Genomic DNA, 23,947 nt, shown 5'->3' with positions numbered 1-23,947 from the left:
GGGGAGAGGGCCTTGCAGGAAAGAGTTTTTGGTCAGCCGCTGGCGCCCTCTTTACTTTTGATTTTTACTGTATAAAAATACAGCAAAAATCATGGAGAAGTATCCTATGCGTCTGGAAATCATCATCGACAAGAAACATCAGGTGCCCACCTCGACCATGGAGGCGCTGCGCCAGGAGCTGCTCAAGCAGCTGGGCGAGAAGTTCCCTGACCTGCATGTTCGTGTCGCCCCCGGCAGTGCCATGGCGTTGACCGTCAGTCGGGCCAGCAAGGAGGAGAAGGAGCTGGCGGAAGCCATGGTGCAGGAGGTGTGGGAGAACGCTGATAGCTGGATGCCGGAGAGTGCAGCCTCCTGAGCCAGGCGGGGCGGGCGTCGAGCATATGAAAATTGGATAGACAGAAAAAACGCAGCCATGGCTGCGTTTTTTGTTTTCGCGGGATGGAGCCCGTGCTTGTCGTGTCCTCAGCTCTCAACTCTTAATGCTCAAAGCCCAGAACAGGCAGCAAGTGTTAGAGCCCGGCCCAGCGTTTGAGGCTGTTGACCTGTACCCGCTGATCGGCCTGGGTAATGTCACCGCTGGCCCGCAGCGCCTGGATGGCGATGGGCAGAGCGGCGCGCACTTCGCTGGCCGTCATGCCGGCCTGCAGGGCAGGGTGATAGGCGAGCTTGAGCAGCACGTAATCGAGCCCGGTCGGAAAGCTGTCGATGCTGTTGTCGTTGAAGATGGAGGGAAACACCTTGTCCGAATCGTTGGGCAGCCCCATCACCTGGGTGAGCTCCTCCACCACGCAGTCGAGGAAGCGCCCCTTGGCCCGGCTGTAATCCACCGGAATGATGATGGTGGCGCGGGCCATCTCGCGGCGGGTATTGGTGGTGAAGTTGGCCATGCAGAGTCCCTCCTTGAGCGCCGTCTTGACGGAGGCATCCTGCCCCATGGTGCGCTGGGCCCAGCTCGCCATCTTGGCGCGCTCGGTCATGATCAGGGTGATGTTGGGCCGCTCGCTGACCAGGGCGATGGGGCGGCCTATGATGCCGGCCAGATGCTGGCTCTGCACCCTGACCACCTCGCTTTGCAGCGCCTTGTCGCCAAACTCGTTGACCAGCTTGAGCCGGATGGGCTGCTCCCAGCGGGAGAAGCGCACGTTCTGTTCGTGACCGTACTCCCGCTTCATGGCGATCTCAAAGAAGCTTTCGGTGAGATAGGCATCGCTCTGCCAGCGTTCAGCCGCCGAGAGGGAAGGGCTCAGCAAGAGTGCCGCCATCAACCAGCGGGCAAGTGGTCGGCGCAACGGGATCATGTCTCCTCCTTGAAACCTGCGATGGGTCAGCGTGCGGCACGCTCGAGATCGCGCCAGGTGAGCCAGAGCCTCAGATCAAACTCCAGTTGATGATAGTCCGGCTCCATATGCTGACAGAGCTGATAGAAGCTCTTGTTGTGATCCTTCTCTTTCAGGTGGGCCAGCTCGTGCACCACGATCATCTTCAGGAAGGCCGGGTGGGCCTCCTTGAACAGGGCGGCGATGCGGATCTCGTTCTTGGCTTTGAGCTTGCTGCCCTGCACCCGGCTCACATAGGTGTGCAGGCCGAGGGCATCCTTGATCACGTTGATCTTGCCGTCGAAGATCACCTTGGAAAGCGGCGCCGAGCTCTTCAGGTAGCGGTTCTTCAGCTCCATGGTGTAGGCGAGCAGCGCCTTGTCGCTCTGGATGAGGTGGGTCTCAGGATAGCGCCTGGCCAGCACCTCCCCGAGCTTGCCCGCCGCGATCAGCTGTTGCACCTGGGCCTTGAGGGGCTCTGGGTAGCCACCGAGATAGGTCAGTTCCGCCATGTCTGCATTACTCAATACATCAAAAGAGCGCCATTGTAGTCAGCGCGTCGCCGCTTGCCTACCGTTTCGGGCCGGGCCTGCCTCACCGCAATGAAAAGGCCGTCATCGCAGGATGACGGCCCTGTTAGCTCAAGGGGGCTCAGCGCCTGCGATAGAGGCCCGGATCCACCTCTTCATACTGGCTCACCAGATATTGATAGAAGGCGAGGCTGGAGGGGGAGCTCGGCTTTTTGAGCTCATTGGCCACCCGATCCGGCTTGGCGATGATAAATTTGGGCTCCTGACGTTTTACATCCGCCAGCACTCGTTCACGCACGTCGTAGGGTGGGTTGACGTTGGCGAAGAAGAGGTAGGCGGAGGCCGGCTGGCGATCGGTCCAGAGGTAATATTGGGGCTGGATGCCATCCACCCAGATCTTGTCGGCGGGGGTGGTCTCGGCCAGGATCCGGTCGACCCGTACTTGGGCCGGCGGGTTGAAGGGCCTGCCTTTCTGGCTGCCTTCCCAGGCGTTGTTGAGCATCAGGGCCAACATGGCCAGCGAAGCGAGCCACGGGGTGGTGCTGCGCACATCCCAGGCACGCCACAAGGGCACCAGAATGAGCACCGGCAGCGCCCACAGCAGGCTGTTGCCAAGCACTTCACGTACCCGTTCCAGTGACCACTCCTTGGTGCTCCAGCCGTAGCCCAGCTGCTGGGCCAGCAGCCAGCTGGCGGTCAGCACCACCAGCGAGATGCAGAGCAGACCGAGGGCATCGGCCTGCTGTTCGCTGCGATCCAGCAGACAGGCAAGCGGCAGCAGGGCCAGCTGCAGATAGAGCACGTCGTAGTGATCGAACACGTGGCCGGAGACCGAGTTGGCGATCAGGGTGAAGATGACGCCAAACAGGGTGGCGCACAGGGCCGGCAGGTACCACTCCTGGCGCCGGCTCATCATCAGCACGATGAAAGCGGGCAGCAGCATGATGAGGCCGGTACGCAGCAGGCCGACGCTGCCCACATCCGGCGAGAAGCCGTTGCCATAGCTCCCCTCGAAGAAGATGTCGAAGGCGTAGTATTTGAATTCGGCCAGCAGGTTGTGGTGCTGGAAGTAGGCCAGCAGTGGGCCGCCGACGAGCGCCAGCCCCAGCAGGCTGGAGCAGAGCAGGGAGAGGGCACAGCGCCACTGCTCGCGCAGGCACCAGTGGCAGAACAGTACCAGATACCAGGCACCCCAGAAGGCGCCGTTGTTGGTGCGCATCCAGGCGACGATGGCAAAGGTGATCGCGGCCACCAGCGCCGGTCCCCAGCTGCAGCGCTTGTCCAGCAGCATGGTGATGAAGGCCCACTGGGCGATGAGGGCCAGATGGAACGTCCAGTCCTCGGTCATGTTGCCGTAGTAGTAGCGGGTGCCGTAGAGCGCCAGCACGGCCAGCATGCTGCCAAGTCTTGCCCTGAGCGAGAGGCCGAGCTGGCCGAAGGCCTGCCAGCTGGCCATCAGCCCCAGCCAGCAGAGCGCCCATTCCAGCAGCCAGACCCCGAAGAAGCCGCCGAGGCCGTAGCCGAGGGCGTCGAGGGCGAAGATCATGGGGCCCTTGATGTCGATCATGTCCCGATAGAGCACGCCCCCCTCGCTCCACATCTTGCCCATCACCGCAAACAGCGAGGCGTCGAAGCCCGGTGCCATGCCGTGGAACAGCGGGTTGCGCAGGCAGAACAGCAAGGCCAGCAAGCCGGTGAGCAGGATCACCAGCGGCCGCAGGCCCGGATTGACGCGAGGAGGAGTAAAACGGATGGCATGATTCATGGGTGACCTGTTCCTGCTGGGAAGTCTCGAAAGCGGGCCTATCTTGCCGAGCCTGACCACACGATGCAATGGGCCAGGGGAATGTGCTTGAAATAATTTGCAAAAGTGCCGCTTTACGACAAGAAAGCGGCACGTTTTCTGACAAAACCGGCTAACACGACCTGGAGGGCTACCGCCAAGGGGCCCGCCAGCTCTTCACCGGGTGGACGGACCCTGATACTCCACCCGTGCCGGCATGGCGGTAAGCGCCGGCAGATAGCGGGCCCAGCGGATGAAAGCATCAGCCAGGGTGATGCCGAGCTCCTGGTTGTGCTGGGTCAGGGTGCGGGCAAGGGCGGTGTAGCCCTCCTTGCCGGAGGCGGTATAGGCGCTGGAGACCCCCCGATAGATGGCGTCGGCGTCGACCGCTTGCCACTCATCAGGCGCACGCTCCCACTCCAGCCGGGTGATCCGGCGCCCCTTGGGCTGATCCGCCTGATAACAGAAGCGCACTCCGGCGGTGTAAGGGAAGCTGCCGCTGCCATTGCCCGTCACCCCGTTGTTGGTGGCGTTGTCGATGGCCCCCTCCAGCGCCTCGGCCAACTCATGGCCGTGCACCCGATAGAGGGTGAGCGGGATGGCGAAGGGCAGCAGGCGGCCGGCGATGTCCGCTTCGCTGAGCGGCCCGGGTTCGAGGGAGCAGCGTACCCCGCCGGCGTTGTGCAGGGCGAAGTCCACCTGACCGACCTGTTCGCGGGCGCTGGCCAGCATGGCGCTCGCCACCAGGGGGGCGACCTGGCTGCCGGCCGGCAGGTTGGCATCGGGCAGGCGCTGGTGGTGCAGCGGCTCGTCAAGGCGGGTCACGATGCGCTGGGTCATGGTCTCCAGCTCGGGCCGGTAGCGCCTGGCCAGATGCTGTTCCAGTTCGGGGTCGGGGTCGCAGAAGGTGAGCCCGGCCGGCGGATTGCCGGCAAACGGCCAGGGCTGCCAGGGCAGCCACTCCAGCTGGCCGCGGCTGCGCTCTACCCGGCCGCACTCGTCAAAGGTTAGCTCGCACACCCCGAGGCAGAGGGCGCTGTGGGCGGCGTGCAGGACGGCCACTCCGTTCACCATCAGCGGGTAGCTGCCTTCGCTGTCGAGCCCGAGCGGCGCCAGCTCTCCCAGCAGGCTGTGGGTGTGGCCGCCGATGATGAGGCTGAGCTCGGGGAAACGCTCGGCCAGCCGCTTGTCCTGCTCGAGCCCCAGGTGGCTGAGCAGGATGATGTGCTGGATGCCGGCGGCCTTGATCTCTGCCAGCGCGGTTTGCAGGGTCTGCTCGATGCCGTGAAAGCGGGTGTGGCCATCCGGGTTGGCGATGGCGGCCATCTGCGGCAAGGTGATGCCAAGCAGGGCGAAGGGCACGCCGCCGAGCAGGCGCCGCTGCCAGGGGCGGCTGGCATCGTGCAGATTGGGCAGGCCGCGCAGGGGGAGTGGGGTATCGGCCGGTTCCTGGCTGCTGTCGAGATTGGCGGCCAGCACCGGAAAATCGAGCTGGCGCAAAAACTCCACCAGAGGACCGTTGCCCAGATCGAATTCGTGATTGCCGATCACCATGGCGTCCGGTCGCAGCAGGCTCAGCAGATCGGCGTTGGCCCGCCCCTTGAAGCGGTTGAAATAGAGCGAACCCTGGAAGGTGTCGCCACCGTGCAGAAACAGGCAGGGCTGGCCCGCCTCGTCCGCCTGTCGGCGCAGGGTGTTGAGCCGGGTCAGGATACGGGCATAGCCGCCGCACTGGGTGCGCCACTCGGACTCGCCCGCGTGGGTGAAGCGCATGGGGGCGCCATCGAAATGGGAGTGACAGTCACTGAAATGGGCAAGTTGAACCGTAATACTCATCTCGGTCCTCCTTAGAGAAAAAAGAGCACCGAGTCTACTCCAATGGCGGGGGGAGATACCAGCCCGGCGGCAGGCCGGGCTGGCAGAGCGGGGAGAGGCGGGGCATCCGCTCAGGGCGCCCCGGCCACTTTAGGCTGGCACCATGATCTGGGTGGCGAGGATCACCACCAGCAGGCCGACGGCCACCGGCAGTGAGGTACGTTTGACCACCTCGAACGGAGAGAGATTGCCCATCCCCGCACAGGCGACCACCACCCCGGACACCGGCGAGATGGTGCGGCCGAGGTTGGAGGCCTGCAGCATGGGGATCACCAGGTAGGCCGGGTTGACGCCCAGGCTGGTGGCCAGATGCGGGATCAGCTCCACGAAGGCGTAGAAGGGGGCGTTGCCCGAACCCGTGGTAAAGGCGGCCAGGGTGGTGATGACCACCAGCACCAGCATGATGACGATGCCGCCGGTGCCGAAGCTCTGGGCCAGATCCAGGAGGTTGGCGATGAAGCCAAGCCCCATCAGGCCCTGGGCAAACACCCCGGCCCCCACCAGCAACATCACCACGCCGGCGAAGGCGTCAGCCATGCTGCGCCAGCACACCTGCAGCCCGTCCAGCAGCTCTTTGCCGTTGCGCTTGCGTACCAGCTCCAGCAGGGCGGCCAGCACCAGGCAGATGACGATGATGGTGACGATGTCGAGTTTGGGGCCCAGTTTGCCGTCAAACAGCAGCACCCCGATGATGGGGGTGAAGGGCAGGATGGCGTAGAAGCCGGGCGCGTCGGTGATGAGATCGCTCGGGGCGACGGCGGCGTTGTGCTCGCCGGCCTTCTGATCCAGATAGCGTTGCCAGAAGAAGTGGGTCACCGCCATGGCGGCAATGGCCACCAGCGAGATGGGCAGGGTCAGCTTGAAGGCAAACTCGATGAGCTCCATGTTGGCGGCCTGGGCGGCCATCACCACGTCCCCCGAGGTGGGGGCCAGGATGATGGCGGCCGGCGAGGCGCACACCGCCGCCGCGGCGCCGCGGGAGATCCCCATGTTGACCATCAGCGGGAACAGGGTCGCCATCAAGAGCACGCCCAGACCGGTGGCGGAGCTTACCGCCAGCGACATGGCGCAGGCTACCAGGTAGGCGGCCACCAGCAGGATGTAGGGTGACTTGATGACGCCGAGCGGCTTGCTCGCGAGCTTCACCAGTATGGTGTTGGCCCCTATGTGGCTCATGTAGCCGGCGAAGCCGCACAGCACCATGATCAGCATGCCAAGGCCGCCGCCCCGGTCCACCAGCAGGAAGCGCACGTATTCGAACACGTCGGTGGCCACGTGGCCGGTGGAGGTGACGCTGGCGGGCAGCACCGCTTTGCCCATCAGGGCGGTGATCGCCAGCAGCAACAGGCCGCCGCTGAGCAGCACCCCGGTGGCCGAATAGCCCTTGAAGATGTAGCGGCCCACGGCAAGGGTGACCAGGGTACCGATAAGGAGTTCCATCATAGAGTGAGTTCCTGAGTACGAATGGGAGTGGATGCATTATTGGCGTCAACTTGGAGGTTAATCTGGCCAATCCCGAAATGCATCGACATAAAACTCGGCGATTATTATCCAATAAGGGGTAACCCACCATGATGTAGCGCATCACTTGTGATCTCGCTTGCAAATCAATGAGGGCGCGGGGTTGCGACTTGTCAAGCTGACACTTAGGCTTTGTGACGGGAGTAGGTGACAGTCGCGAGGATCGCGGTTAATCTCCTGCTTTGAATATTAATGCGTTGATTATTAATTAAAATAACAACCCCGCCAGCAACGAGGTCAAGGCATCAGAGATGGGAATGGTCAGCAAACTTTTCATGGTGGCACTGATGTTGTTCGCCACCACCGCAGGGGCCGAGAGTTCCCATTACACCGGTATCAAGGCGGTGCCTGACATCAAGGTCGACTTCCAGTTTTATCGGGTTTCCGGGCCGGACGTGGCGAGTATCGCCCGTCAGATGACCAGCGCGGGCACAGCCGGGGCCAATGGCCACATCGGTGCCGCCAGTTATCAACTTGCCTGGCAGTTGCAGACCAGCCCCGGGGCGCAGCGCTGCGAGCTGGAGCAGGTCAAGGTCACCACCCGCATCAAGGTGATGGTGCCGAACTGGATGGACAAGGCCAAAGCCTCCGTCGCCGAGCGCCAGAAGTGGGACAAGCTGGTGGCCGCCATGTTTGATTATGAGAGCCGCCACAAGGACATCTTGCTGGAGAGCGTCAGTCAGCTTGGCATCCAGCTGGCACAGCTGCCGCTGGAGCGCGACTGCGCCGCCCTGCAGTATCAGGCCTGCTCCTCGGCGCGAAACGCGAGTTCGGTCTGGTTGCGGCCATAACTGGCGCCGATGCAGTGTTGGCCTTCGTTGGCCGGGGTGAGGTAGCCGTCATAACAGAGCACGGTATTGAGCCGGCTCAGGCTGGCGGAGGTGGGCACATGGCTCACCTGGCCGCGCACCGGATAAAGCGGCAACTCGGCAAAGGGGATGAGCGCCGGCAACTGGTGGCCGGCAGCCACCACCAGGGTGGGGGCTTGCCAGCGGCGACCATCACTGCTCTCAAGCTGCCAGCCATCCACCTGTTCGGCCACGGTCGCGACCTGGGTATTGAAGAGCACCTCAAGCAGCCCGCTGGCCTGTGCCTCCTGGATGGCGGCGCGGGTGAGATCGGCCGGGCAGAGCCAGCCTCCCTGCGGATAGCTGACGCCGCCGTGGCCACAGGGCAGGCCGACCATCTGCTCGACCTCTGGCTCGCAAAGCACCTGCATCAGCTCGGGCGGGAAGGGGCCTTGCGCCATCTTGGTCAGCTTGGCGGCGGACTTGTCGTCATAACCGAGCTGGGTGACGCCGCACAGGGAAAAGGCGACGGGGTGGCGCTCGGCCAGGGCCAGCAGTCGGCTTCTGGCAAAGCCGAAGGCCAGCGAATAGAAGCGCGACAGGGCATCGTGCTCGCCGTTGAGCAGCGGATAGAGCGCCCCCTGGCGATTGCCGGAGGCGCCGCCGGCCGGCTCGTCATCCTGGCACAAGAGGGTGACCTTGCGGCCTCGCTCTACCAGGGAAGGCGCCGTCATGGCCGAGGCGATGCCACCACCGATGATCAGCACCTCCCCCTCGCGGCCGGCGGGTCTGGCATAGCAGGGGGCTATGCTCTGCTGCGGCAGCTTGTCTGCGCGCTCGCCTGCCAGCATCTCCCGCTTGCTGCCGTGCCCTTTCACCTTCTGCATGGCAAAGCCGGCGGCAATCAGGCCGCGGCGCACGAAACCGGCACAGGTAAAAGTGGCGATGGTTGCCTGGGGACGAGCGAGGCGGGCGAGGCCATCGAACAACTCTTGCGTCCACATCTCCGGGTTCTTGGCAGGGGAGAAGCCATCCAGATACCAGGCGTCCACCAGCCCCGTTGCCGGGTGGGGCACCTGGGGCAGCATCTCCTTGATGTCGCCGAGCCAGAGATCGAGCCGGATGCGGCCGCCGGCAAAGATGAGGCGATGGCAGCCGCAGACCGGCAGCGGCCACTGGGCAATCAGATCCTGGCTCAGATGGGCAAGCTCGGGCCAGGCCGCCAGCGCCTTGCGCAGATCGTGCTGGGTGAGCGGGTATTTTTCGAAACTGATGAAGTGCAGCCGGGAACCGTTGCCGGTTTGGGGCGCCTGTTCCAGAAAGGCGGCCATTGTCGCCAGAAAGTTAAGACCTGTGCCGAAACCTGTCTCACCTATCACGAAAATGTCACTATCGTGGTGCGAAAATCGCGCTGGCAGCCGATTTTGCTGCAAAAAGACGTAGCGGGTTTCACTTAGACCGTTATCATTGGAAAAGTACACATCCCCGAACTCACTGGAGACTGGAGTTCCCGCTTCATTCCAGTCCAATCGGGCATGATGTAAGGATGTTTGACTCACGTTTTCCTCGGCTCGCGTCACAAAATCGCGGGCATTCTACGTGAAAGCAGACCAGTTTGGCAGCCGAAAGCGGGTAGACTCGGTGCCAGTTTTTCCAGACGAGATGAATTAATGAGAAGAGCAGTGATCACCGGTATCGGCGTCATCTCCAGTATCGGCAACAACAAGGAAGAAGTGCTGGCCTCCCTGAAAGCAGGCAAATCTGGCATCACCTATTCCGAGCAGTTCGAGCAGCACAACCTGCGCAGCCGTGTCTGGGGTAACATCAAACTCGATCCGTCTGAACTGATCGACCGTAAAGTCATGCGTTTCATGGGTGACGCTGCGGCCTACGCCTACCTCTCCATGCAGCAGGCAATTGAAGATGCCGGCCTGGCGGAAGACCAGGTCTCCAACGAGCGTACCGGCCTGGTGGTCGGTTCGGGTGGTGCTTCCGGCAAGAACACCTCCGAGTCTGTGGACATCGCTCGCGAGAAAGGGGTCAAGCGTGTGGGTCCCTACATGGTGCCGCGCACCATGTCCTCCACCACCTCCGCCTGCCTGGCGACACCGTTCCAGATCAAGGGCGTGAACTACTCCATCAGCTCCGCCTGCGCGACCTCCGCTCACTGCATCGGTCACGCCATGGAGCTGATCCAGCTTGGCAAACAGGATGTGGTCTTCGCCGGTGGCGGTGAAGAGCTGGACTGGTCTTCTACCATCCAGTTTGACGCCATGGGCGCGCTGTCTACCAAATACAACGACACGCCGGAAAAGGCATCCCGTACCTATGATGCGAACCGCGATGGTTTCGTCATCTCCGGTGGCGGCGGCATTCTGGTGATCGAAGAGCTGGAGCACGCGCTGGCTCGTGGTGCTCACATCTATGCCGAGCTGACCGGCTACGGCGCCACCTCCGACGGTTACGACATGGTCGCCCCGAGCGGTGAAGGCGCGGTGCGCTGCATGAAGATGGTGATGCAAGGTGTTGGCAAGGTTGACTACATCAACACCCACGGCACCTCCACCCCGGTCGGTGATACCAAAGAGCTGGAAGCTATCCAGACCCTGTTTGGCAGCAATGCGCCCAAGATCTCTGCCACCAAGGCGATGACCGGCCATGCGCTGGGCGCCGCCGGCGTGCACGAGGCCGTCTACTCCCTGCTGATGATGAAACACGGCTTCATCGCCCCCAGCATCAACATCGAGACCCTGGACGAGAAGGCTGAAGGTCTGCCCATCGTGCGCGAGTACGAAGAGGCCGAGCTCAACACCGTCATGTCCAACAGCTTCGGCTTTGGCGGTACCAACGCCTCCCTGGTGTTCAGCAAGTTCAAGGCTTGATGAGCCCGTCATGAGTTGCAAAAAAGGCGCCGCAAGGCGCCTTTTTTATTGGGTGTTCGTCAGGCCCGCGCCTGCAGCGGCAGTCGCATGTAGGTGGCGCCCTCGCCATATTCGGCCAGGGACTTCTGGGTGCTGGCAGGCTTGAACCCCTGCTTGCGCCAGAAGGCTGGGGCATCCTGCACCGCCACCAGACCGGCGTGCTCGAACCCTTCGTCGGTGGCAAATGCGAGGGCGGTGGCGAGCAGCCGCTGGCCGATCCCCTTGCCGCGAGCCTGTCTGGAGACGGCGAGATCGTGCAGATAGAACTCGTCGTTGCCGGCCAGGCGCTGCATGGACACGGAGAGGGGCGGTGGCTGGTGGGCGCGCCAGGGGTGGCAGAGCAGGTAACCCAGCACCTGGCCCTGATATTCGGCGACCCAGCAGCAGTCGGGGGCCAGTTCAGCCTTGTTGCTCATGACGTCGATGGGTTCAGGATCCAGCTGGTGATAACATTCGTCCTGAATGGCCATGATGGCGGGCCAGTCGTTGGCCCGGGTCGTGCGGATCTTGATCATAATGACAGGGCATGGCTGCCCGAAAACGCTGATTAAATAGTGAATGCGTCAGCCAGCCTACCAGAAGCGGGTCACCAACTGAACAGGCATCTTCAAATGATGCCTTTTTTGATCAGCGTGCCGCCTGTTTGCTGACGACCTTGATGAGCTGGTAGCGCAGGGAAGGGGCATCTGCCGGCACATCGGTGAGTTGCTCCTTGCTGACGCTCAGCTGGTAGCGGTAGCCGGGTTCAAACTTAAAGCCTTCAATCTGCTGATAAAACAGGGTCCAGGGCTGCTGCTCATCGCTGCGCACCTGCATGCACTGCATGGGGCCGACACCGACGCAGTGCACCAGCTGACTGTTGATGTAGAGGGTCTCGCCGGCGGTCGGGGCAGGGGCGCTCTGGCAGGCGCTGAGCAGCAGGGCGGCGCCGGCGCTGATGAATAATGGTCTCATGATGGACTCCTTGGCTAAAAGGGGGGCATTAGAGCGGCAAATGAAAAGGCGGTCAATGACCGCCTTTGTAACAAAATATCTGAAACCTGCGACTCAACGCTGGTCGAGCGGGGTGAACTCGCGCTGCGGCTGACCGGTGTAGAGCTGGCGCGGACGGCCAATCTTCTGATCCGGATCCGAGTGCATTTCGTTCCAGTGGGCAATCCAGCCGATGGTACGGGAGATGGCGAAGATCACGGTGAACATGGACATGGGAATGCCGATGGCCTTCATGATGATGCCGGAGTAGAAGTCCACGTTCGGGTAGAGCTTCTTCTCGATGAAGTAGGGATCGGAGAGCGCGATGCGTTCCAGCTCCATGGCCACGTCCAGCAGCGGATCCTTGATCTGCAGCTCGGTCAGTACCTCGTGACAGGTTTCGCGCATCACGGTGGCACGGGGGTCGTGGTTCTTGTAGACCCGGTGACCGAAGCCCATCAGACGGAACGGATCGTTCTTGTCCTTGGCCTTGGCGATGTACTCGGGGATGCGATCCACGGAGCCGATCTCCTCGAGCATCTTGAGACAGGCTTCGTTGGCACCGCCGTGGGCTGGACCCCACAGGGAGGCGATCCCCGCGGCGATACAGGCGAACGGGTTGGCACCGGAAGAGCCCGCCAGACGCACGGTGGAGGTGGAGGCGTTCTGCTCGTGATCCGCATGCAGGGTGAAGATGCGGTCCATGGCGCGTTCGACGATGGGGTTGACCTTGTACTCTTCGGTCGGCACGCCAAACATCATGTGCAGGAAGTTGCCGGCATAGGAGAGGGCGTTGCGCGGCTGCATGAACGGCTGGCCGATGGAGTACTTGTAGCACATGGCGGCCAGGGTCGGCATCTTGGAGAGCAGACGGAAGGCGCAGATCTCGCGGTGCTCTTCGTTGTTGATGTCGAGGGCGTCGTGATAGAAGGCGGAAAGCGCGCTGACCACGCCGCACATGACGGCCATGGGGTGAGCGTCGCGGCGGAAGCCGCGGAAGAAGAAGGCGATCTGCTCATGCACCATGGTGTGGCGGGTGACCAGACGTTCGAATTCCGTATATTGCGCCTTGGTGGGAGCCTCGCCGTACAGCAGGATGTAGCAGACTTCGAGGTAGCTGGCCTGGGTGGCCAACTGGGCGATGGGGTAACCACGGTGCAGCAAGACACCCTGATCGCCATCTATGTAAGTGATGGATGATTTGCAAGAACCGGTGGCCATGAAACCGGGGTCGAAGGTGAAGTACCCTTGCGCGCCCAGCTTTCTGACATCGATCACGTCAGGTCCGACAGTTCCTGACAGGATCGGGAGTTCTACCGGGTCTTTGCCGGGCAGATGTAGGGTGGCTATCTTATCAGCCATAGCACGTCTCCTTTGCTCTTTTATAATTTGATTCCAGCTCTACTTTATTACGAGTTTGATGACGCTGGCAAAGGTTCTGACCCGTACCAGGGCGGCTGGAGCGCCTTATTTGAAACAGAGTTCAGGTCTGTTGTCAATTTTGCTGGATGATCATTAATGTTTTGTTAAATCAGTTGTGGGATCTGGTTTACGGTTTTGGGTTTTCTTTGTAGCTAATTGATTGTCATTGGTTAAGCCCGCCGATATACTGCGCCTCGTGGGTGATGGCTGTCGGTGTTTGAAACGCTTTCGCAAAGCCAGATGTGATATTGAAAATGTCGTTTTTGGCTTTCCCGAGTTGTTTTGGTAACAAAAACCTAACAAATGCCACTCCATGCCCTCATAAGCGTGAAAAAACAATAACTAACGTGCTCAATGGAGCTGAGTGGGCAAAGCCGTGAAAAATAAACAGAGACCTGTAAACCTCGACCTACAGACGATCAGCTTTCCTGTCACCGCCATCGCTTCCATCTTGCATCGTGTCTCAGGGGTCATCACCTTTGTGGCGCTCTCAATCTTGCTGTGGATGCTTGGTACTTCACTCGCCTCTCCCGAAGGATTTGAGACCGTGGTGTCCATCATGGACAACTTCCTGGTCAAATTCGTGCTGTGGGGGATCCTGACCGCGCTGGCTTACCACATTGTGGGCGGGCTGCGTCACCTGGTCATGGACATGGGCTATTGGGAAGAGCTGGAATCCGGTAATCAAAGTGCCCGTGTGGCCTTCGTGATCACTGCGATTTTGGCGGTATTGGCGGGGGTTCTGGTATGGTAACCAATTCTGCAACATTCGGGCGCAGCGGTGTTCACGATTACATCCTGATCCGCGCCACCGCCCTCATCATGACCTGTTATGTCCTCTATCTGGTGGGTTTCGTTGCGTGCAACGACATCACCTACGAGGTGTGGACCGGTTTCTTCGCGAAAACCTTCACCAAGGTGTTCACCCTGTTGGCGCTGCTGTGTGTGCTGATCCATGCCTGGATCGGTCTGTGGCAGGTGCTGACCGACTATATCAAGCCGGTCGGGCTGCGCGGTGCGCTGCAGTTTGCACTGGTGGTGGTGCTGTTTGTCTATCTGATGACGGGTTTCGTCGTGCTGTGGGGTGTGTAAGGTGACTATTCCAACTCGTGAATTTGATGCGGTCGTGATCGGCGCCGGCGGTGCCGGCATGCGCGCCGCGCTGCAGATTGCCCAATCCGGCAAGAGCTGCGCACTGCTTTCCAAGGTTTTCCCGACTCGTTCCCACACGGTTTCCGCCCAGGGCGGCATCACGGTTGCGCTGGGCAACGCCCACGACGACAACTGGCAGTGGCACATGTATGACACCGTGAAAGGCTCCGATTACATCGGTGATCAGGAAGCCATCGAGTACATGTGCAAGACAGGCCCCGAGGCCGTCTATGAGCTGGAGAACATGGGTCTGCCCTTCTCCCGCTTCGACAACGGCCGCGTCTACCAGCGTCCGTTTGGCGGTCAGTCCAAGAACTTCGGTGGCGAGCAGGCTGCCCGTACCGCGGCGGCTGCCGACCGTACCGGCCACGCCCTGCTGCACACCCTGTATCAGCAAAACGTCAAGAACAAGACCACTGTCTTCTCCGAGTGGTATGCGCTGGATCTGGTGAAGAACCAGGACGGCCACATCGTCGGTTGTACCGCCATCGACATGGAGAGCGGTGAAGTCGTCTACTTCAAGGCCAAGGCCACCGTACTCGCCACTGGCGGCGCCGGTCGCATCTACCAGTCCACCACCAACGCCCACATCAACACCGGTGACGGTGTCGGCATGGCGCTGCGTGCCGGGGTCGGCGTGCAGGACATGGAGTTCTGGCAGTTCCACCCCACCGGCATCGCCGGGGCAGGGGTACTGGTGACCGAAGGTTGCCGCGGTGAAGGCGGCTACCTGCTGAACAAAGACGGCGAGCGCTTCATGGAGCGTTATGCGCCGAACGCCAAGGACCTGGCCGGTCGCGACGTGGTGGCCCGTTCCATCATGATCGAGATCCGCGAAGGCCGCGGCTGCGACGGTCCCTGGGGCCCGCACATCAAGCTCAAGCTGGATCACCTCGGTAAAGAAGTCCTGGAATCCCGTCTGCCGGGCATCTGCGAGCTCTCTCGCACCTTCGCCCACGTGGATCCGGTCAAGGAACCCATCCCGATCATCCCGACCTGCCACTACATGATGGGCGGCGTGCCGACCAGCGTGAACGGCCAGTGCCTGACTCAGGACAAGGATGGCAACGACGTGCCGGTGGTCGGTCTGTTCGCGGTGGGCGAGATCGCCTGCGTCTCGGTGCACGGCGCCAACCGTCTGGGCGGCAACTCCCTGCTGGATCTGGTGGTGTTCGGTCGTGCCGCCGGCATGCACCTGGTGGAGACCCTGGGCTCGATGGAGCACGGCGTGGAAGCCACCGAAGCCGACATCGCCAAGGCCCTCGAGCGCCTCAACCGCTGGGAAAGCAACCGTAACGGTGAAGACCCGGTCCAGATCCGCAAGGATCTGCAGCGCTGCATGCAGAACAACTTCTCCGTGTTCCGTGAAGGGGATGCCATGGCGGAAGGGCTGGCCGAGCTGAAACTCATCCGCGAGCGCCTCAAGAACGCCCGTCTGGACGACACCTCCAAGGAGTTCAACACCCAGCGCATCGAGTGCCTGGAGCTGGACAACCTGATGGAGACCGCCTATGCCACCGCGGTGGCCGCCAACTTCCGTACCGAGAGCCGGGGCGCCCACAGCCGCTTCGATTTCCCGGAGCGTGACGATGAGAGCTGGCTGTGCCACAGCCTCTATCATCCGGACACCGAGTCCATGACCCGTCGCGCTGTCAACATGTCACCCAAGACCCGTGAGGCGTTCCCGCCCAAGGTCCGGACTTACTGATTGCGGAGCCAAGCACAATGAACGTCACATTCTCTGTCTACAGATACAATCCGGATGTTGATAACGTCCCCCATATGAAGGAATATCGTCTTGATATTCCTGAAGGTTCCGACATGATGGTGCTCGACGCACTGATCCAGCTCAAGGAGCTGGATCCCACGCTCGCCTTCCGCCGCTCCTGCCGCGAAGGGGTCTGTGGATCAGACGGTCTCAACATGAATGGCAAGAACGGTCTTGCCTGCATCACCCCGCTCTCCGATCTGCTGAAGAAGGGCAATAACGTCGTTATCCGCCCCTTGCCAGGCCTGCCGGTGATCCGCGATCTGGTGATCGACATGACCCAGTTCTACACCCAGTGGGAGAAGGTCAAACCCTTCCTCATCAACGACGAAAAATTGCCGCCCGTGCGTGAGCACCTGCAATCCCCCGAAGAGCGCGCCAAGCTGGATGGCCTGTACGAGTGCATACTCTGTGCCTGCTGCTCCACCTCTTGCCCCTCCTTCTGGTGGAACCCGGACAAGTTCATCGGCCCGGCCGGGCTGCTCGCCGCCTATCGCTGGCTGGCGGACAGCCGCGACACCGCCGCGACCGAGCGACTGGGTAATCTGGATGACGCCTTCAGCGTGTTCCGTTGCCACGGCATCATGAACTGCGTGAACGTCTGTCCCAAGGGATTGAACCCGACCAAGGCCATCGGCCACATCAAGTCGATGCTGCTCAACCGGGCTGTTTGATATCAGGGCCAGGGCGTCACGCTCCAGGCCCGACCTCTGGATAGCCATCCAGCCTGGATGGCTATTTGACCCCTACAAGCTGCGCTGCAGTGAACAAGATGTACAAGGGATAGAAATGCATAACGGCGTGATGAAGGCCTGGTTGGAGTCATCTCACCTGGCTGGTGCGAATGCAAGCTATATCGAGGATTTGTACGAATCCTTCCTGGAAGACCCCGAATCCGTAGCCGAAGAGTGGCGTAGCCTGTTTAGCTCGCTGCCCCAGGTCAATGGCCATGCGATAGAACAACCCCATTCCCGGGTCCGCGATTATTTCCGTCGCCTGGCCAAGGAGCCCTCCCGTTACAGTGCCCCCGTCTCCGATCCGCAAGTGGATGCCAAGCAGGTGCGGGTACTGCAGCTGATCAACGCCTTCCGCTTCCGCGGCCATCAAAACGCCAATCTGGATCCGCTCGGCCTGTGGGCGCGTGAAACCGTTGCCGAACTGGATCCTGCGTTTCACAACCTGCAAGGCGCGGACATGGAGGCCACCTTCAACGTGGGCTCCTACGCCATCGGTCGCGAGACCATGGTGCTCTCCGATCTCTATGCCTCGCTGAAGAAGACCTACTGCGGCAGCATCGGCGCCGACTACATGCACCTCACCTCCACCGAGGAGAAGCGCTGGCTGCAAGACAGGCTCGAATCCATCGAAGGGAAGGGGACCTATACCCTCGAAGAGAAGACCCGCTTCCTCGAGAGCCTGACCGCCGCCGAAGGGCTGGAAAAATACCTGGGCGCCAAGTTCCCGGGGGCCAAGCGTTTCTCCCTGGAAGGGGGCGATGCCATGGTACCCATGCTCAAAGAATTGATCCGCCGCGCCGGTGAGCAGGGCTGCAAAGAGGCCGTCATCGGCATGGCCCACCGCGGTCGCCTCAACGTGCTGATCAACGTGCTGGGCAAGCGCGCCCAGGACCTGTTCGACGAGTTTGCCGGCAAGCACGGCGAATCCTGGGGCACGGGTGACGTGAAGTACCACATGGGCTTCTCGTCCGACTTCGCCACCCCGGGCGGCAACGTCCACCTGGCGCTCGCCTTCAACCCGTCTCACCTCGAGATCGTCAATCCCGTGGTCATCGGCTCCGTGCGTGCCCGTATGGATCGCCGTGGTGACAAGGACGGCTCGACCGTACTGCCCATCACCATTCACGGTGACTCGGCCATGGCCGGTCAGGGCGTGGTGGCCGAGACCTTCAACATGTCCCAGACCCGAGCCTACGGCGTCGGCGGGACTGTGCGCATCGTCATCAACAACCAGGTGGGCTTCACCACCTCCTATATCCGTGACCTGCGCTCCACCGAATATTGCACCGACATCGCCAAGGCGGTGCAGGCCCCCGTGCTGCACGTCAACGGTGATGACCCGGAAGCCGTGGTGCTGGTGACCCAGATTGCGCTGGATTATCGCAACACCTTCAAGCGCGACGTGGTGATCGAGCTGGTCTGCTACCGTCGTCACGGCCACAACGAGGCCGACGAGCCGAGTGCCACCCAGCCGCTGATGTACCAGAAGATCAAACAGCACCCGACCCCGCGCAAAATCTACGCCGATCAGCTGGTGGCGGATGGCGTCATCAGCCAGGAGCTGGCCACCACGCTGGTCAACGAGTATCGCGACACCCTGGATCGTGGTGAGCGGGTGAGCAAGGAGTGGCGCCCGATGGAGCTGCACTCCGTCGACTGGACCCCCTACCTGGGCCACGACTGGGCCATGCCCTATGACAGCACTGTGCCCATGGATCACCTGAAGGCCCTCGGCGAGCGGGTGAGCCAGTATCCGGCCACCCACGTGCTGCAGCGCCAGGTCGAGAAGATCTACGAAGACCGCCGCCTGATGGCCGCCGGCGAGAAGCTGGTGGACTGGGGTTTTGCCGAGACCCTGGCCTACGCCACCCTGGTGGACAAGGGTTCCCGCATCCGCTTCACCGGGGAAGACTCCGGCCGCGGCACCTTCTTCCACCGCCACGCCGTGCTGCACAACCAGACCGATGCCAGCACCTACACCCCGCTGTGCAACCTGCACGACGAGCAAGGCCCGTTCGAGGTGTACGACTCCGTGCTGACCGAGAACGCGGTACTGGCGTTTGAATATGGCTACGCCAGCGCCGAGCCGGCCGGCCTCACCATCTGGGAAGCCCAGTTCGGCGACTTCGCCAACTGCGCCCAGGTCGTGGTCGACCAGTTCCTCTCCTCCGGCGAGCAGAAGTGGGGCCGGATGTGCGGCCTGACCATGCTGCTGCCGCACGGTTACGAGGGGCAGGGTCCGGAGCACTCCTCCGCCCGTCTGGAGCGCTATCTGCAGATGTGCGCCCAGCACAACATGCAGGTGTGCGTGCCGTCCAACCCGGCCCAGGTGTTCCACATGCTGCGCCGTCAGGTGGTGCGCCCGATGCGCCGTCCGCTCATCGTGATGACGCCCAAATCCCTGCTGCGCCACCCGCTGGCGGTGAGCAAGCTCGAAGAGCTGGCGGAAGGCACCTTCCAGAACGCCATCGGCGAGATCGATGCGCTGGATCCGAAGGGCGTCAAGCGCGTGGTGTTCTGCTCCGGCAAGGTCTACTACGACCTGCTCGATGCCCGTCGCAAGGCGGAGCAGCAGGACGTGGCCCTGGTGCGGATCGAGCAGCTCTACCCCTTCCCGGAAGAGGAAGTGCGCGCCATCCTGGCCGACTACGCCCATGTCACCGACTTCGTCTGGTGTCAGGAAGAGCCGCAGAACCAGGGCGCCTGGTACTGCACCCGTCATCACTACGACAGCGTGCTGCCAAGCCATGCCCGTCTGCGTTATGCCGGTCGCCCGGCCTCGGCCTCGCCGGCCGTCGGTTACATGTCCGTCCACGCCAAGCAGCAAAAAGCCCTGGTGGAAGACGCACTTACCCTGGAATAACGAGTTGTGAAGGAGAGGGCGCTCCCCGGGAGCGTCCTCTTCGACCAAGAACAAGCCCGCTGGCCAAGAAGTAAACAAGGAACTGATTAGATGACTATCGAGATCAAAGTACCGGACCTGCCGGAATCAGTGGCGGATGCCACCATCGCGACCTGGCACAAGAAGCCGGGTGATCTGGTTGCCCGTGACGAAGTGCTGGTTGACATCGAGACCGACAAGGTCGTACTGGAAGTGCCGGCGCCGGAAGCCGGCGTGCTGGGCGACATCCTGCAAAGCGAAGGGGCCACCGTGCTCTCCCGCCAGCTGATCGCCATGCTCAAACCTGCCCCGGTGGCCGGCGAAGAGACCAAGGAGAAGCCGGTGGAAGCGGTGGCCGATGACGCCGCCGATGGCCTGAGCCCCTCCGTGCGCCGCCTGGTGGCCGAGCATGACATCGATGTTGCCAAGCTGACCGGTACCGGCAAGAGCGGTCGCGTCACCAAGGAAGACGTGGAAGCCTTCATCAAGGGTGGCAACAAGCCTGCCGCCGCGCCGGTCGCCGCCGCAGCCCCGGCTGCACCGGTCGCCCCGCTGGCCGGTCGCACTGAAAAACGTGTGCCCATGACCCGTCTGCGCAAGCGTATCGCCGAGCGTCTGCTGGAGGCCAAGAACACCACCGCCATGCTGACCACCTTCAACGAGATCAACATGGCGCCCATCATGAAGCTGCGCAAGCAGTACGGCGAGATCTTCGAGAAGAAGCACGGCATCAAGCTCGGCTTCATGTCCTTCTACGTGAAGGCGGTGGTGGAATCCCTCAAGCGCTACCCGGAAGTGAACGCGGCGCTGGACGGTGACGACATCGTCTACCACAACTACTTCGACGTCAGCATCGCCGTCTCCACCCCCCGTGGTCTGGTGACCCCGGTGCTGCGCGACTGCGACAGCATGAGCCTGGCCGACATCGAGAAGGCCATCAAGGATCTGGCCGGCAAGGGCCGTGACGGCAAGCTGACCGTGGACGAACTGACCGGCGGCAACTTCACCATCACCAACGGTGGCGTGTTCGGCTCCCTGATGTCCACCCCGATCATCAACCCGCCCCAGAGCGCCATTCTGGGCATGCACAAGATCCAGGACCGCCCCATGGCCGTCGACGGCAAGGTCGAGATCCTGCCGATGATGTACCTGGCGCTCTCCTACGATCACCGCATCATCGACGGCCGCGAGTCGGTGGGCTTCCTGGTCTCCATCAAGGAGCTGCTGGAAGATCCGACCCGTCTGCTGCTGGACGTCTAAAGAAATCGGCCGGATCGACAAGCCCTCTGGCTTGACGATCTGTGCCACAAGCTTGCCGCCGGGCCTGTCGCCCGGCGGCAAGCGGGGGCCCTCGCGGCCCTGACGGAACGTCTGAGTGAAAGTGAAATTAGAAAGATAACGAGGGGTCGCCTTGACCCCTTTCACAGGGGATTGAGAAACACGAGCCCCGGACGGAAATACCTACAACACGGATAGAGCATCTATGAATCTGCATGAATATCAGGCAAAACAGCTGTTTGCCGAGTATGGCCTGCCGGTCTCCGAAGGTTATGCCTGTGCCACCCCGCAGGAAGCGGCCGAAGCGGCCGACAAGATTGGCGGCAACACCTGGGTCGTCAAGTGCCAGGTCCACGCCGGTGGCCGCGGTAAAGCGGGCGGCGTCAAGCTGGCCAAGAGCAAGGACGAGATCCGTGCCTTCGCCCAGAACTGGCTCGGCAAGAACCTGGTGACCTATCAGACTGACGCCAACGGTCAGCCGGTCACCAAGATCCTGGTGGAATCTTGCACCGACATCGCCAAGGAGCTCTACCTGGGCGCCGTGGTTGACCGTGGCAGCCGTCGCGTGGTCTTCATGGCCTCTACCGAAGGTGGCGTGGAGATCGAGAAAGTCGCCCACGAAACCCCGGAACTCATTCACAAAGCCGCCATCGATCCGCTGGTAGGCCCGCAGCCTTATCAAGCCCGCGAGCTGGCCTTCAAACTGGGTCTGGTCGGTGATCAGATAAAGCAGTTCACCAAGATCTTCATGGGTCTGGGCCAGATGTTCCTGGACTGCGACTTCGCCCTGCTGGAAATCAACCCGCTGGTCATCACCGACAAGGGCAACCTGCACTGCTTGGACGGCAAGATCAACATCGACGCCAACGCCCTGTACCGCCAGCCGAAGCTGCGCGAGATGCATGACCCGTCCCAGGATGACCCCCGTGAAGCGCACGCCGCCCAGTGGGAGCTGAACTATGTGGCGCTGGATGGCAACATCGGCTGCATGGTCAACGGCGCGGGCCTGGCCATGGGCACCATGGACATCGTCAACCTGCACGGCGGTTCACCGGCCAACTTCCTGGACGTCGGCGGCGGCGCCACCAAGGAGCGGGTGACTGAAGCGTTCAAGATCATCCTCTCCGACAGCAAGGTACAAGCCGTGCTGGTCAACATCTTCGGTGGCATCGTGCGCTGCGACATGATCGCGGAAGGCATCATCGGCGCCGTCAAGGAAGTGGGGGTGAAAGTGCCCGTGGTGGTGCGTCTGGAAGGCAACAACGCCGAACTGGGTGCCCGTAAACTGGCCGACAGCGGCCTCAATATCATCGCCGCAACGAGTCTGACTGACGCAGCTCAGCAAGTGGTAAAAGCAGCGGAGGCCAAATAATGAGCGTTCTGATCAACAAAGACACCAAGGTGATCTGCCAGGGCTTTACCGGCGGTCAGGGCACTTTCCACTCCGAACAGGCTATTGCCTACGGTACCCAGATGGTCGGCGGCGTCTCCCCGGGCAAGGGCGGCACCACTCACCTGGGCCTGCCGGTGTTCAACACCGTCCGTGACGCCGTGGAAGCCACCGGCGCCACCGCCTCCGTCATCTATGTACCGGCCCCGTTCTGCAAGGACGCCATCCTGGAAGCCATCGATGCCGGCATCAAGCTCATCGTCACCATCACCGAAGGCATCCCGACCCTGGACATGCTGGACGTCAAGGTGAAGCTGCAAGAGACCGGCGTGCGGATGATCGGGCCGAACTGCCCGGGCGTCATCACCCCGGGTGAGTGCAAGATCGGCATCATGCCCGGCCACATCCACAAGCCGGGCAAGGTGGGCATCGTCTCCCGCTCCGGCACCCTGACCTATGAAGCGGTCAAGCAGACCACGGACGAGGGCTTCGGCCAGTCCACCTGCGTTGGTATCGGTGGCGACCCCATCCCGGGTTCCAACTTCATCGACATTCTGGAGATGTTCCAGAATGACCCGCAGACCGAAGCCATCGTGATGATCGGCGAGATCGGCGGCAACGCCGAGGAAGACGCGGCTGCCTACATCAAGGCCCACGTCACCAAGCCGGTGGTCTCCTATATCGCGGGCGTCACCGCGCCGGCTGGCAAGCGCATGGGTCATGCGGGCGCCATCATCGCCGGTGGTAAAGGCACCGCGGCCGAGAAATTTGCCGCCCTGGAAGATGCCGGCGTGAAAACCGTGCGCTCCCTGGCCGATATCGGCAAAGCCCTGCGTGAAGTAACCGGCTGGTAAGTTAGCCTGTTATCTCTGATAAAAATGCCGCCCTTTGGGGCGGCATTTTTATTTCTATTGATTTGATATCATTACTCATTCTCGCGAATCTAAAAATATTTTGTATCTTGTCACGGGGGATATATGGAAATTTCATTGCTTGCGGATCATCCGCATGATGTATCGACGATAGTTGGCTGGTATTTCGATGAGTGGGCCTCTCAGGTGCCCGGCGTTACGAAAGAGATGGTACGTAAAAAGGTTGAAGTCAAAACCTTGAATAGAAATATCCCATTTAGCCTGGTCGCGCATGACGATAGCGAACTGGTTGGAACATTGGAACTGAAAATCCAGGAAAATAAAAACTACCCTGAATATGAGTTCTGGATTGGTGGTATCTATGTTCCAGCGCCGCACCGCAGAAAAGGCATCGCCAAAAAAATGATTAATGTCGCCAGGGATATGGCCGTTTCCCGTGGTGTTGCGACACTCTACTTGCAGTGTGAAACACATAACGTTGACTTCTATCGTCAGCAAGGCTTCAACGCAATACATAAATCAACCCACGGTCACTGGGAAACGACCATCATGGTATGGCATGCGGTTGTATAAACATGGTTGAAAAGGTAGGTCGCTGGATGGGTGACATGTGGCCTACCTGATTGAGAGAGTCTGTAGTGATTGGTTATTCGTATTGAATGGTTATTAGGCTACAAGCCTGCGCGTGATAGCGTATTGTTCGAGTCGATATTGTGATTCACCACGGAAGTTTCCCTGTTT

Annotated in this window: 19 protein-coding genes and 2 pseudogenes; 12 read left to right on the top strand and 9 right to left on the bottom strand. The window is 61.4% G+C overall.

The features are described 5' to 3' along the window. The first annotated feature begins 106 nt into the window (after window positions 1-106). Window positions 107-355, top strand: a complete 249-nt coding sequence (locus CAK78_RS16780) for a DinI family protein (protein WP_005300177.1) — start codon at window positions 107-109, stop codon at window positions 353-355. A 154-nt stretch (window positions 356-509) separates the two neighbouring features. Here the strand turns inward: CAK78_RS16780 and CAK78_RS16775 are convergent, their stop codons facing one another. From CAK78_RS16775 to dcuC, 5 genes are all read right to left on the bottom strand, one after another. After that, the gene (locus CAK78_RS16775) at window positions 510-1,298 is read right to left on the bottom strand and encodes a DUF2927 domain-containing protein (protein WP_094698029.1); all 789 of its coding nucleotides are present in this window, start codon (window positions 1,296-1,298) and stop codon (window positions 510-512) included. 26 nt (window positions 1,299-1,324) lie between these two features. After that, the gene (locus CAK78_RS16770) at window positions 1,325-1,828 is read right to left on the bottom strand and encodes a M48 family metallopeptidase (protein ID WP_005300181.1); all 504 of its coding nucleotides are present in this window, start codon (window positions 1,826-1,828) and stop codon (window positions 1,325-1,327) included. A 139-nt stretch (window positions 1,829-1,967) separates the two neighbouring features. Beyond that, a complete protein-coding gene (locus tag CAK78_RS16765) occupies window positions 1,968-3,611 on the bottom strand; it encodes a hypothetical protein (protein ID WP_176452830.1) in 1,644 nt (547 codons plus the stop codon). 195 nt (window positions 3,612-3,806) lie between these two features. Next, window positions 3,807-5,465 (bottom strand): bifunctional metallophosphatase/5'-nucleotidase, encoded by a 1,659-nt coding sequence (locus CAK78_RS16760; protein ID WP_094698027.1) that lies wholly within the window; start codon window positions 5,463-5,465, stop codon window positions 3,807-3,809. A gap of 129 nt (window positions 5,466-5,594) precedes the next feature. Further along, complete coding sequence (gene dcuC, locus CAK78_RS16755) at window positions 5,595-6,947, bottom strand: anaerobic C4-dicarboxylate transporter DcuC (RefSeq protein WP_005300187.1); 1,353 nt, start codon at window positions 6,945-6,947, stop codon at window positions 5,595-5,597. A 335-nt stretch (window positions 6,948-7,282) separates the two neighbouring features. Here dcuC and CAK78_RS16750 point away from each other — a divergent pair. Beyond that, window positions 7,283-7,771 (top strand): annotated as a pseudogene (locus CAK78_RS16750) (DUF922 domain-containing protein); the annotation flags it as partial. Here the strand turns inward: CAK78_RS16750 and mnmC are convergent. After that, a pseudogene (gene mnmC / locus CAK78_RS16745) lies at window positions 7,768-9,393 on the bottom strand (bifunctional tRNA (5-methylaminomethyl-2-thiouridine)(34)-methyltransferase MnmD/FAD-dependent 5-carboxymethylaminomethyl-2-thiouridine(34) oxidoreductase MnmC); the annotation flags it as partial. The pseudogenes CAK78_RS16750 and mnmC sit on opposite strands and share 4 nt — an antisense overlap. Before the next feature lie 90 nt (window positions 9,394-9,483). Between mnmC and fabB the strand changes: the two are divergent. After that, complete coding sequence (gene fabB, locus CAK78_RS16740; RefSeq protein WP_094698026.1) at window positions 9,484-10,695, top strand: beta-ketoacyl-ACP synthase I; 1,212 nt, start codon at window positions 9,484-9,486, stop codon at window positions 10,693-10,695. A gap of 59 nt (window positions 10,696-10,754) precedes the next feature. Here fabB and CAK78_RS16735 read toward each other — a convergent pair whose 3' ends face one another. From CAK78_RS16735 to CAK78_RS16725, 3 genes are all read right to left on the bottom strand, one after another. Next, on the bottom strand, window positions 10,755-11,249 hold the full coding sequence (locus CAK78_RS16735; RefSeq protein WP_005300196.1) for a GNAT family N-acetyltransferase: 495 nt from the start codon (window positions 11,247-11,249) through the stop codon (window positions 10,755-10,757). Between the two features lie 112 nt (window positions 11,250-11,361). Continuing rightward, window positions 11,362-11,688 carry a DUF4377 domain-containing protein gene (locus CAK78_RS16730; protein ID WP_094698025.1) on the bottom strand — a complete coding sequence of 109 codons (327 nt, stop codon included), beginning with the start codon at window positions 11,686-11,688 and terminating at the stop codon, window positions 11,362-11,364. A 93-nt stretch (window positions 11,689-11,781) separates the two neighbouring features. Beyond that, window positions 11,782-13,068: a citrate synthase gene (locus CAK78_RS16725; RefSeq protein ID WP_005300205.1), complete on the bottom strand. Its 1,287-nt coding sequence runs from the start codon at window positions 13,066-13,068 to the stop codon at window positions 11,782-11,784. A 424-nt stretch (window positions 13,069-13,492) separates the two neighbouring features. Here CAK78_RS16725 and sdhC point away from each other — a divergent pair, with 424 nt between their 5' ends. From sdhC to CAK78_RS16680, 9 genes are all read left to right on the top strand, one after another. After that, complete coding sequence (gene sdhC / locus CAK78_RS16720) at window positions 13,493-13,882, top strand: succinate dehydrogenase cytochrome b556 subunit (RefSeq protein ID WP_005300207.1); 390 nt, start codon at window positions 13,493-13,495, stop codon at window positions 13,880-13,882. Next, window positions 13,876-14,220 (top strand): succinate dehydrogenase, hydrophobic membrane anchor protein, encoded by a 345-nt coding sequence (gene sdhD / locus CAK78_RS16715; RefSeq protein ID WP_005300209.1) that lies wholly within the window; start codon window positions 13,876-13,878, stop codon window positions 14,218-14,220. The genes sdhC and sdhD overlap by 7 nt, the downstream gene beginning before the upstream one ends. A 1-nt stretch (window position 14,221) precedes the next feature. Further along, window positions 14,222-15,988: a succinate dehydrogenase flavoprotein subunit gene (gene sdhA, locus CAK78_RS16710; protein WP_094698024.1), complete on the top strand. Its 1,767-nt coding sequence runs from the start codon at window positions 14,222-14,224 to the stop codon at window positions 15,986-15,988. A gap of 17 nt (window positions 15,989-16,005) precedes the next feature. Continuing rightward, window positions 16,006-16,722 (top strand): succinate dehydrogenase iron-sulfur subunit, encoded by a 717-nt coding sequence (locus CAK78_RS16705; protein WP_010634177.1) that lies wholly within the window; start codon window positions 16,006-16,008, stop codon window positions 16,720-16,722. 115 nt (window positions 16,723-16,837) lie between these two features. Further along, the gene (gene sucA / locus CAK78_RS16700) at window positions 16,838-19,648 is read left to right on the top strand and encodes a 2-oxoglutarate dehydrogenase E1 component (RefSeq protein ID WP_026458850.1); all 2,811 of its coding nucleotides are present in this window, start codon (window positions 16,838-16,840) and stop codon (window positions 19,646-19,648) included. 90 nt (window positions 19,649-19,738) lie between these two features. Then, complete coding sequence (odhB, locus tag CAK78_RS16695) at window positions 19,739-20,926, top strand: 2-oxoglutarate dehydrogenase complex dihydrolipoyllysine-residue succinyltransferase (protein ID WP_094698023.1); 1,188 nt, start codon at window positions 19,739-19,741, stop codon at window positions 20,924-20,926. A gap of 223 nt (window positions 20,927-21,149) precedes the next feature. Continuing rightward, window positions 21,150-22,316 carry an ADP-forming succinate--CoA ligase subunit beta gene (sucC, locus tag CAK78_RS16690; protein WP_005300220.1) on the top strand — a complete coding sequence of 389 codons (1,167 nt, stop codon included), beginning with the start codon at window positions 21,150-21,152 and terminating at the stop codon, window positions 22,314-22,316. After that, window positions 22,316-23,188 (top strand): succinate--CoA ligase subunit alpha, encoded by an 873-nt coding sequence (gene sucD, locus CAK78_RS16685; protein WP_005300222.1) that lies wholly within the window; start codon window positions 22,316-22,318, stop codon window positions 23,186-23,188. The genes sucC and sucD overlap by 1 nt, the downstream gene beginning before the upstream one ends. A gap of 123 nt (window positions 23,189-23,311) precedes the next feature. Next, window positions 23,312-23,779, top strand: coding sequence for a GNAT family N-acetyltransferase (locus CAK78_RS16680; RefSeq protein WP_094698022.1), 468 nt, complete (start codon window positions 23,312-23,314; stop codon window positions 23,777-23,779). The last annotated feature ends 168 nt before the right edge of the window (window positions 23,780-23,947 follow it).

Origin of the sequence: Aeromonas sp. A35_P (assembly GCF_002259925.1) — a bacterium.
GTDB classification, from domain to species: Bacteria; Pseudomonadota; Gammaproteobacteria; order Enterobacterales; family Aeromonadaceae; genus Aeromonas; species Aeromonas dhakensis.
The sequence above is the reverse complement of the archived record's forward strand: the minus strand, read 5'-3'. Positions and strand labels throughout refer to the sequence as shown.

Coding starts and splice junctions, on each gene's coding strand:
- CAK78_RS16725 (WP_005300205.1), bottom strand. CDS start 13,068: ATGGCTGATAAGATAGCCACCCTACATCTGCCCGGCAAAGACCCGGTA.
- CAK78_RS16780 (WP_005300177.1), top strand. CDS start 107: ATGCGTCTGGAAATCATCATCGACAAGAAACATCAGGTGCCCACCTCG.
- CAK78_RS16730 (WP_094698025.1), bottom strand. CDS start 11,688: ATGAGACCATTATTCATCAGCGCCGGCGCCGCCCTGCTGCTCAGCGCC.
- dcuC (WP_005300187.1), bottom strand. CDS start 6,947: ATGATGGAACTCCTTATCGGTACCCTGGTCACCCTTGCCGTGGGCCGC.
- fabB (WP_094698026.1), top strand. CDS start 9,484: ATGAGAAGAGCAGTGATCACCGGTATCGGCGTCATCTCCAGTATCGGC.
- CAK78_RS16770 (WP_005300181.1), bottom strand. CDS start 1,828: ATGGCGGAACTGACCTATCTCGGTGGCTACCCAGAGCCCCTCAAGGCC.
- sucC (WP_005300220.1), top strand. CDS start 21,150: ATGAATCTGCATGAATATCAGGCAAAACAGCTGTTTGCCGAGTATGGC.
- CAK78_RS16680 (WP_094698022.1), top strand. CDS start 23,312: ATGGAAATTTCATTGCTTGCGGATCATCCGCATGATGTATCGACGATA.
- odhB (WP_094698023.1), top strand. CDS start 19,739: ATGACTATCGAGATCAAAGTACCGGACCTGCCGGAATCAGTGGCGGAT.
- sucD (WP_005300222.1), top strand. CDS start 22,316: ATGAGCGTTCTGATCAACAAAGACACCAAGGTGATCTGCCAGGGCTTT.
- CAK78_RS16760 (WP_094698027.1), bottom strand. CDS start 5,465: ATGAGTATTACGGTTCAACTTGCCCATTTCAGTGACTGTCACTCCCAT.
- CAK78_RS16775 (WP_094698029.1), bottom strand. CDS start 1,298: ATGATCCCGTTGCGCCGACCACTTGCCCGCTGGTTGATGGCGGCACTC.
- CAK78_RS16765 (WP_176452830.1), bottom strand. CDS start 3,611: ATGAATCATGCCATCCGTTTTACTCCTCCTCGCGTCAATCCGGGCCTG.
- CAK78_RS16705 (WP_010634177.1), top strand. CDS start 16,006: ATGAACGTCACATTCTCTGTCTACAGATACAATCCGGATGTTGATAAC.
- sucA (WP_026458850.1), top strand. CDS start 16,838: ATGCATAACGGCGTGATGAAGGCCTGGTTGGAGTCATCTCACCTGGCT.
- sdhD (WP_005300209.1), top strand. CDS start 13,876: ATGGTAACCAATTCTGCAACATTCGGGCGCAGCGGTGTTCACGATTAC.
- CAK78_RS16735 (WP_005300196.1), bottom strand. CDS start 11,249: ATGATCAAGATCCGCACGACCCGGGCCAACGACTGGCCCGCCATCATG.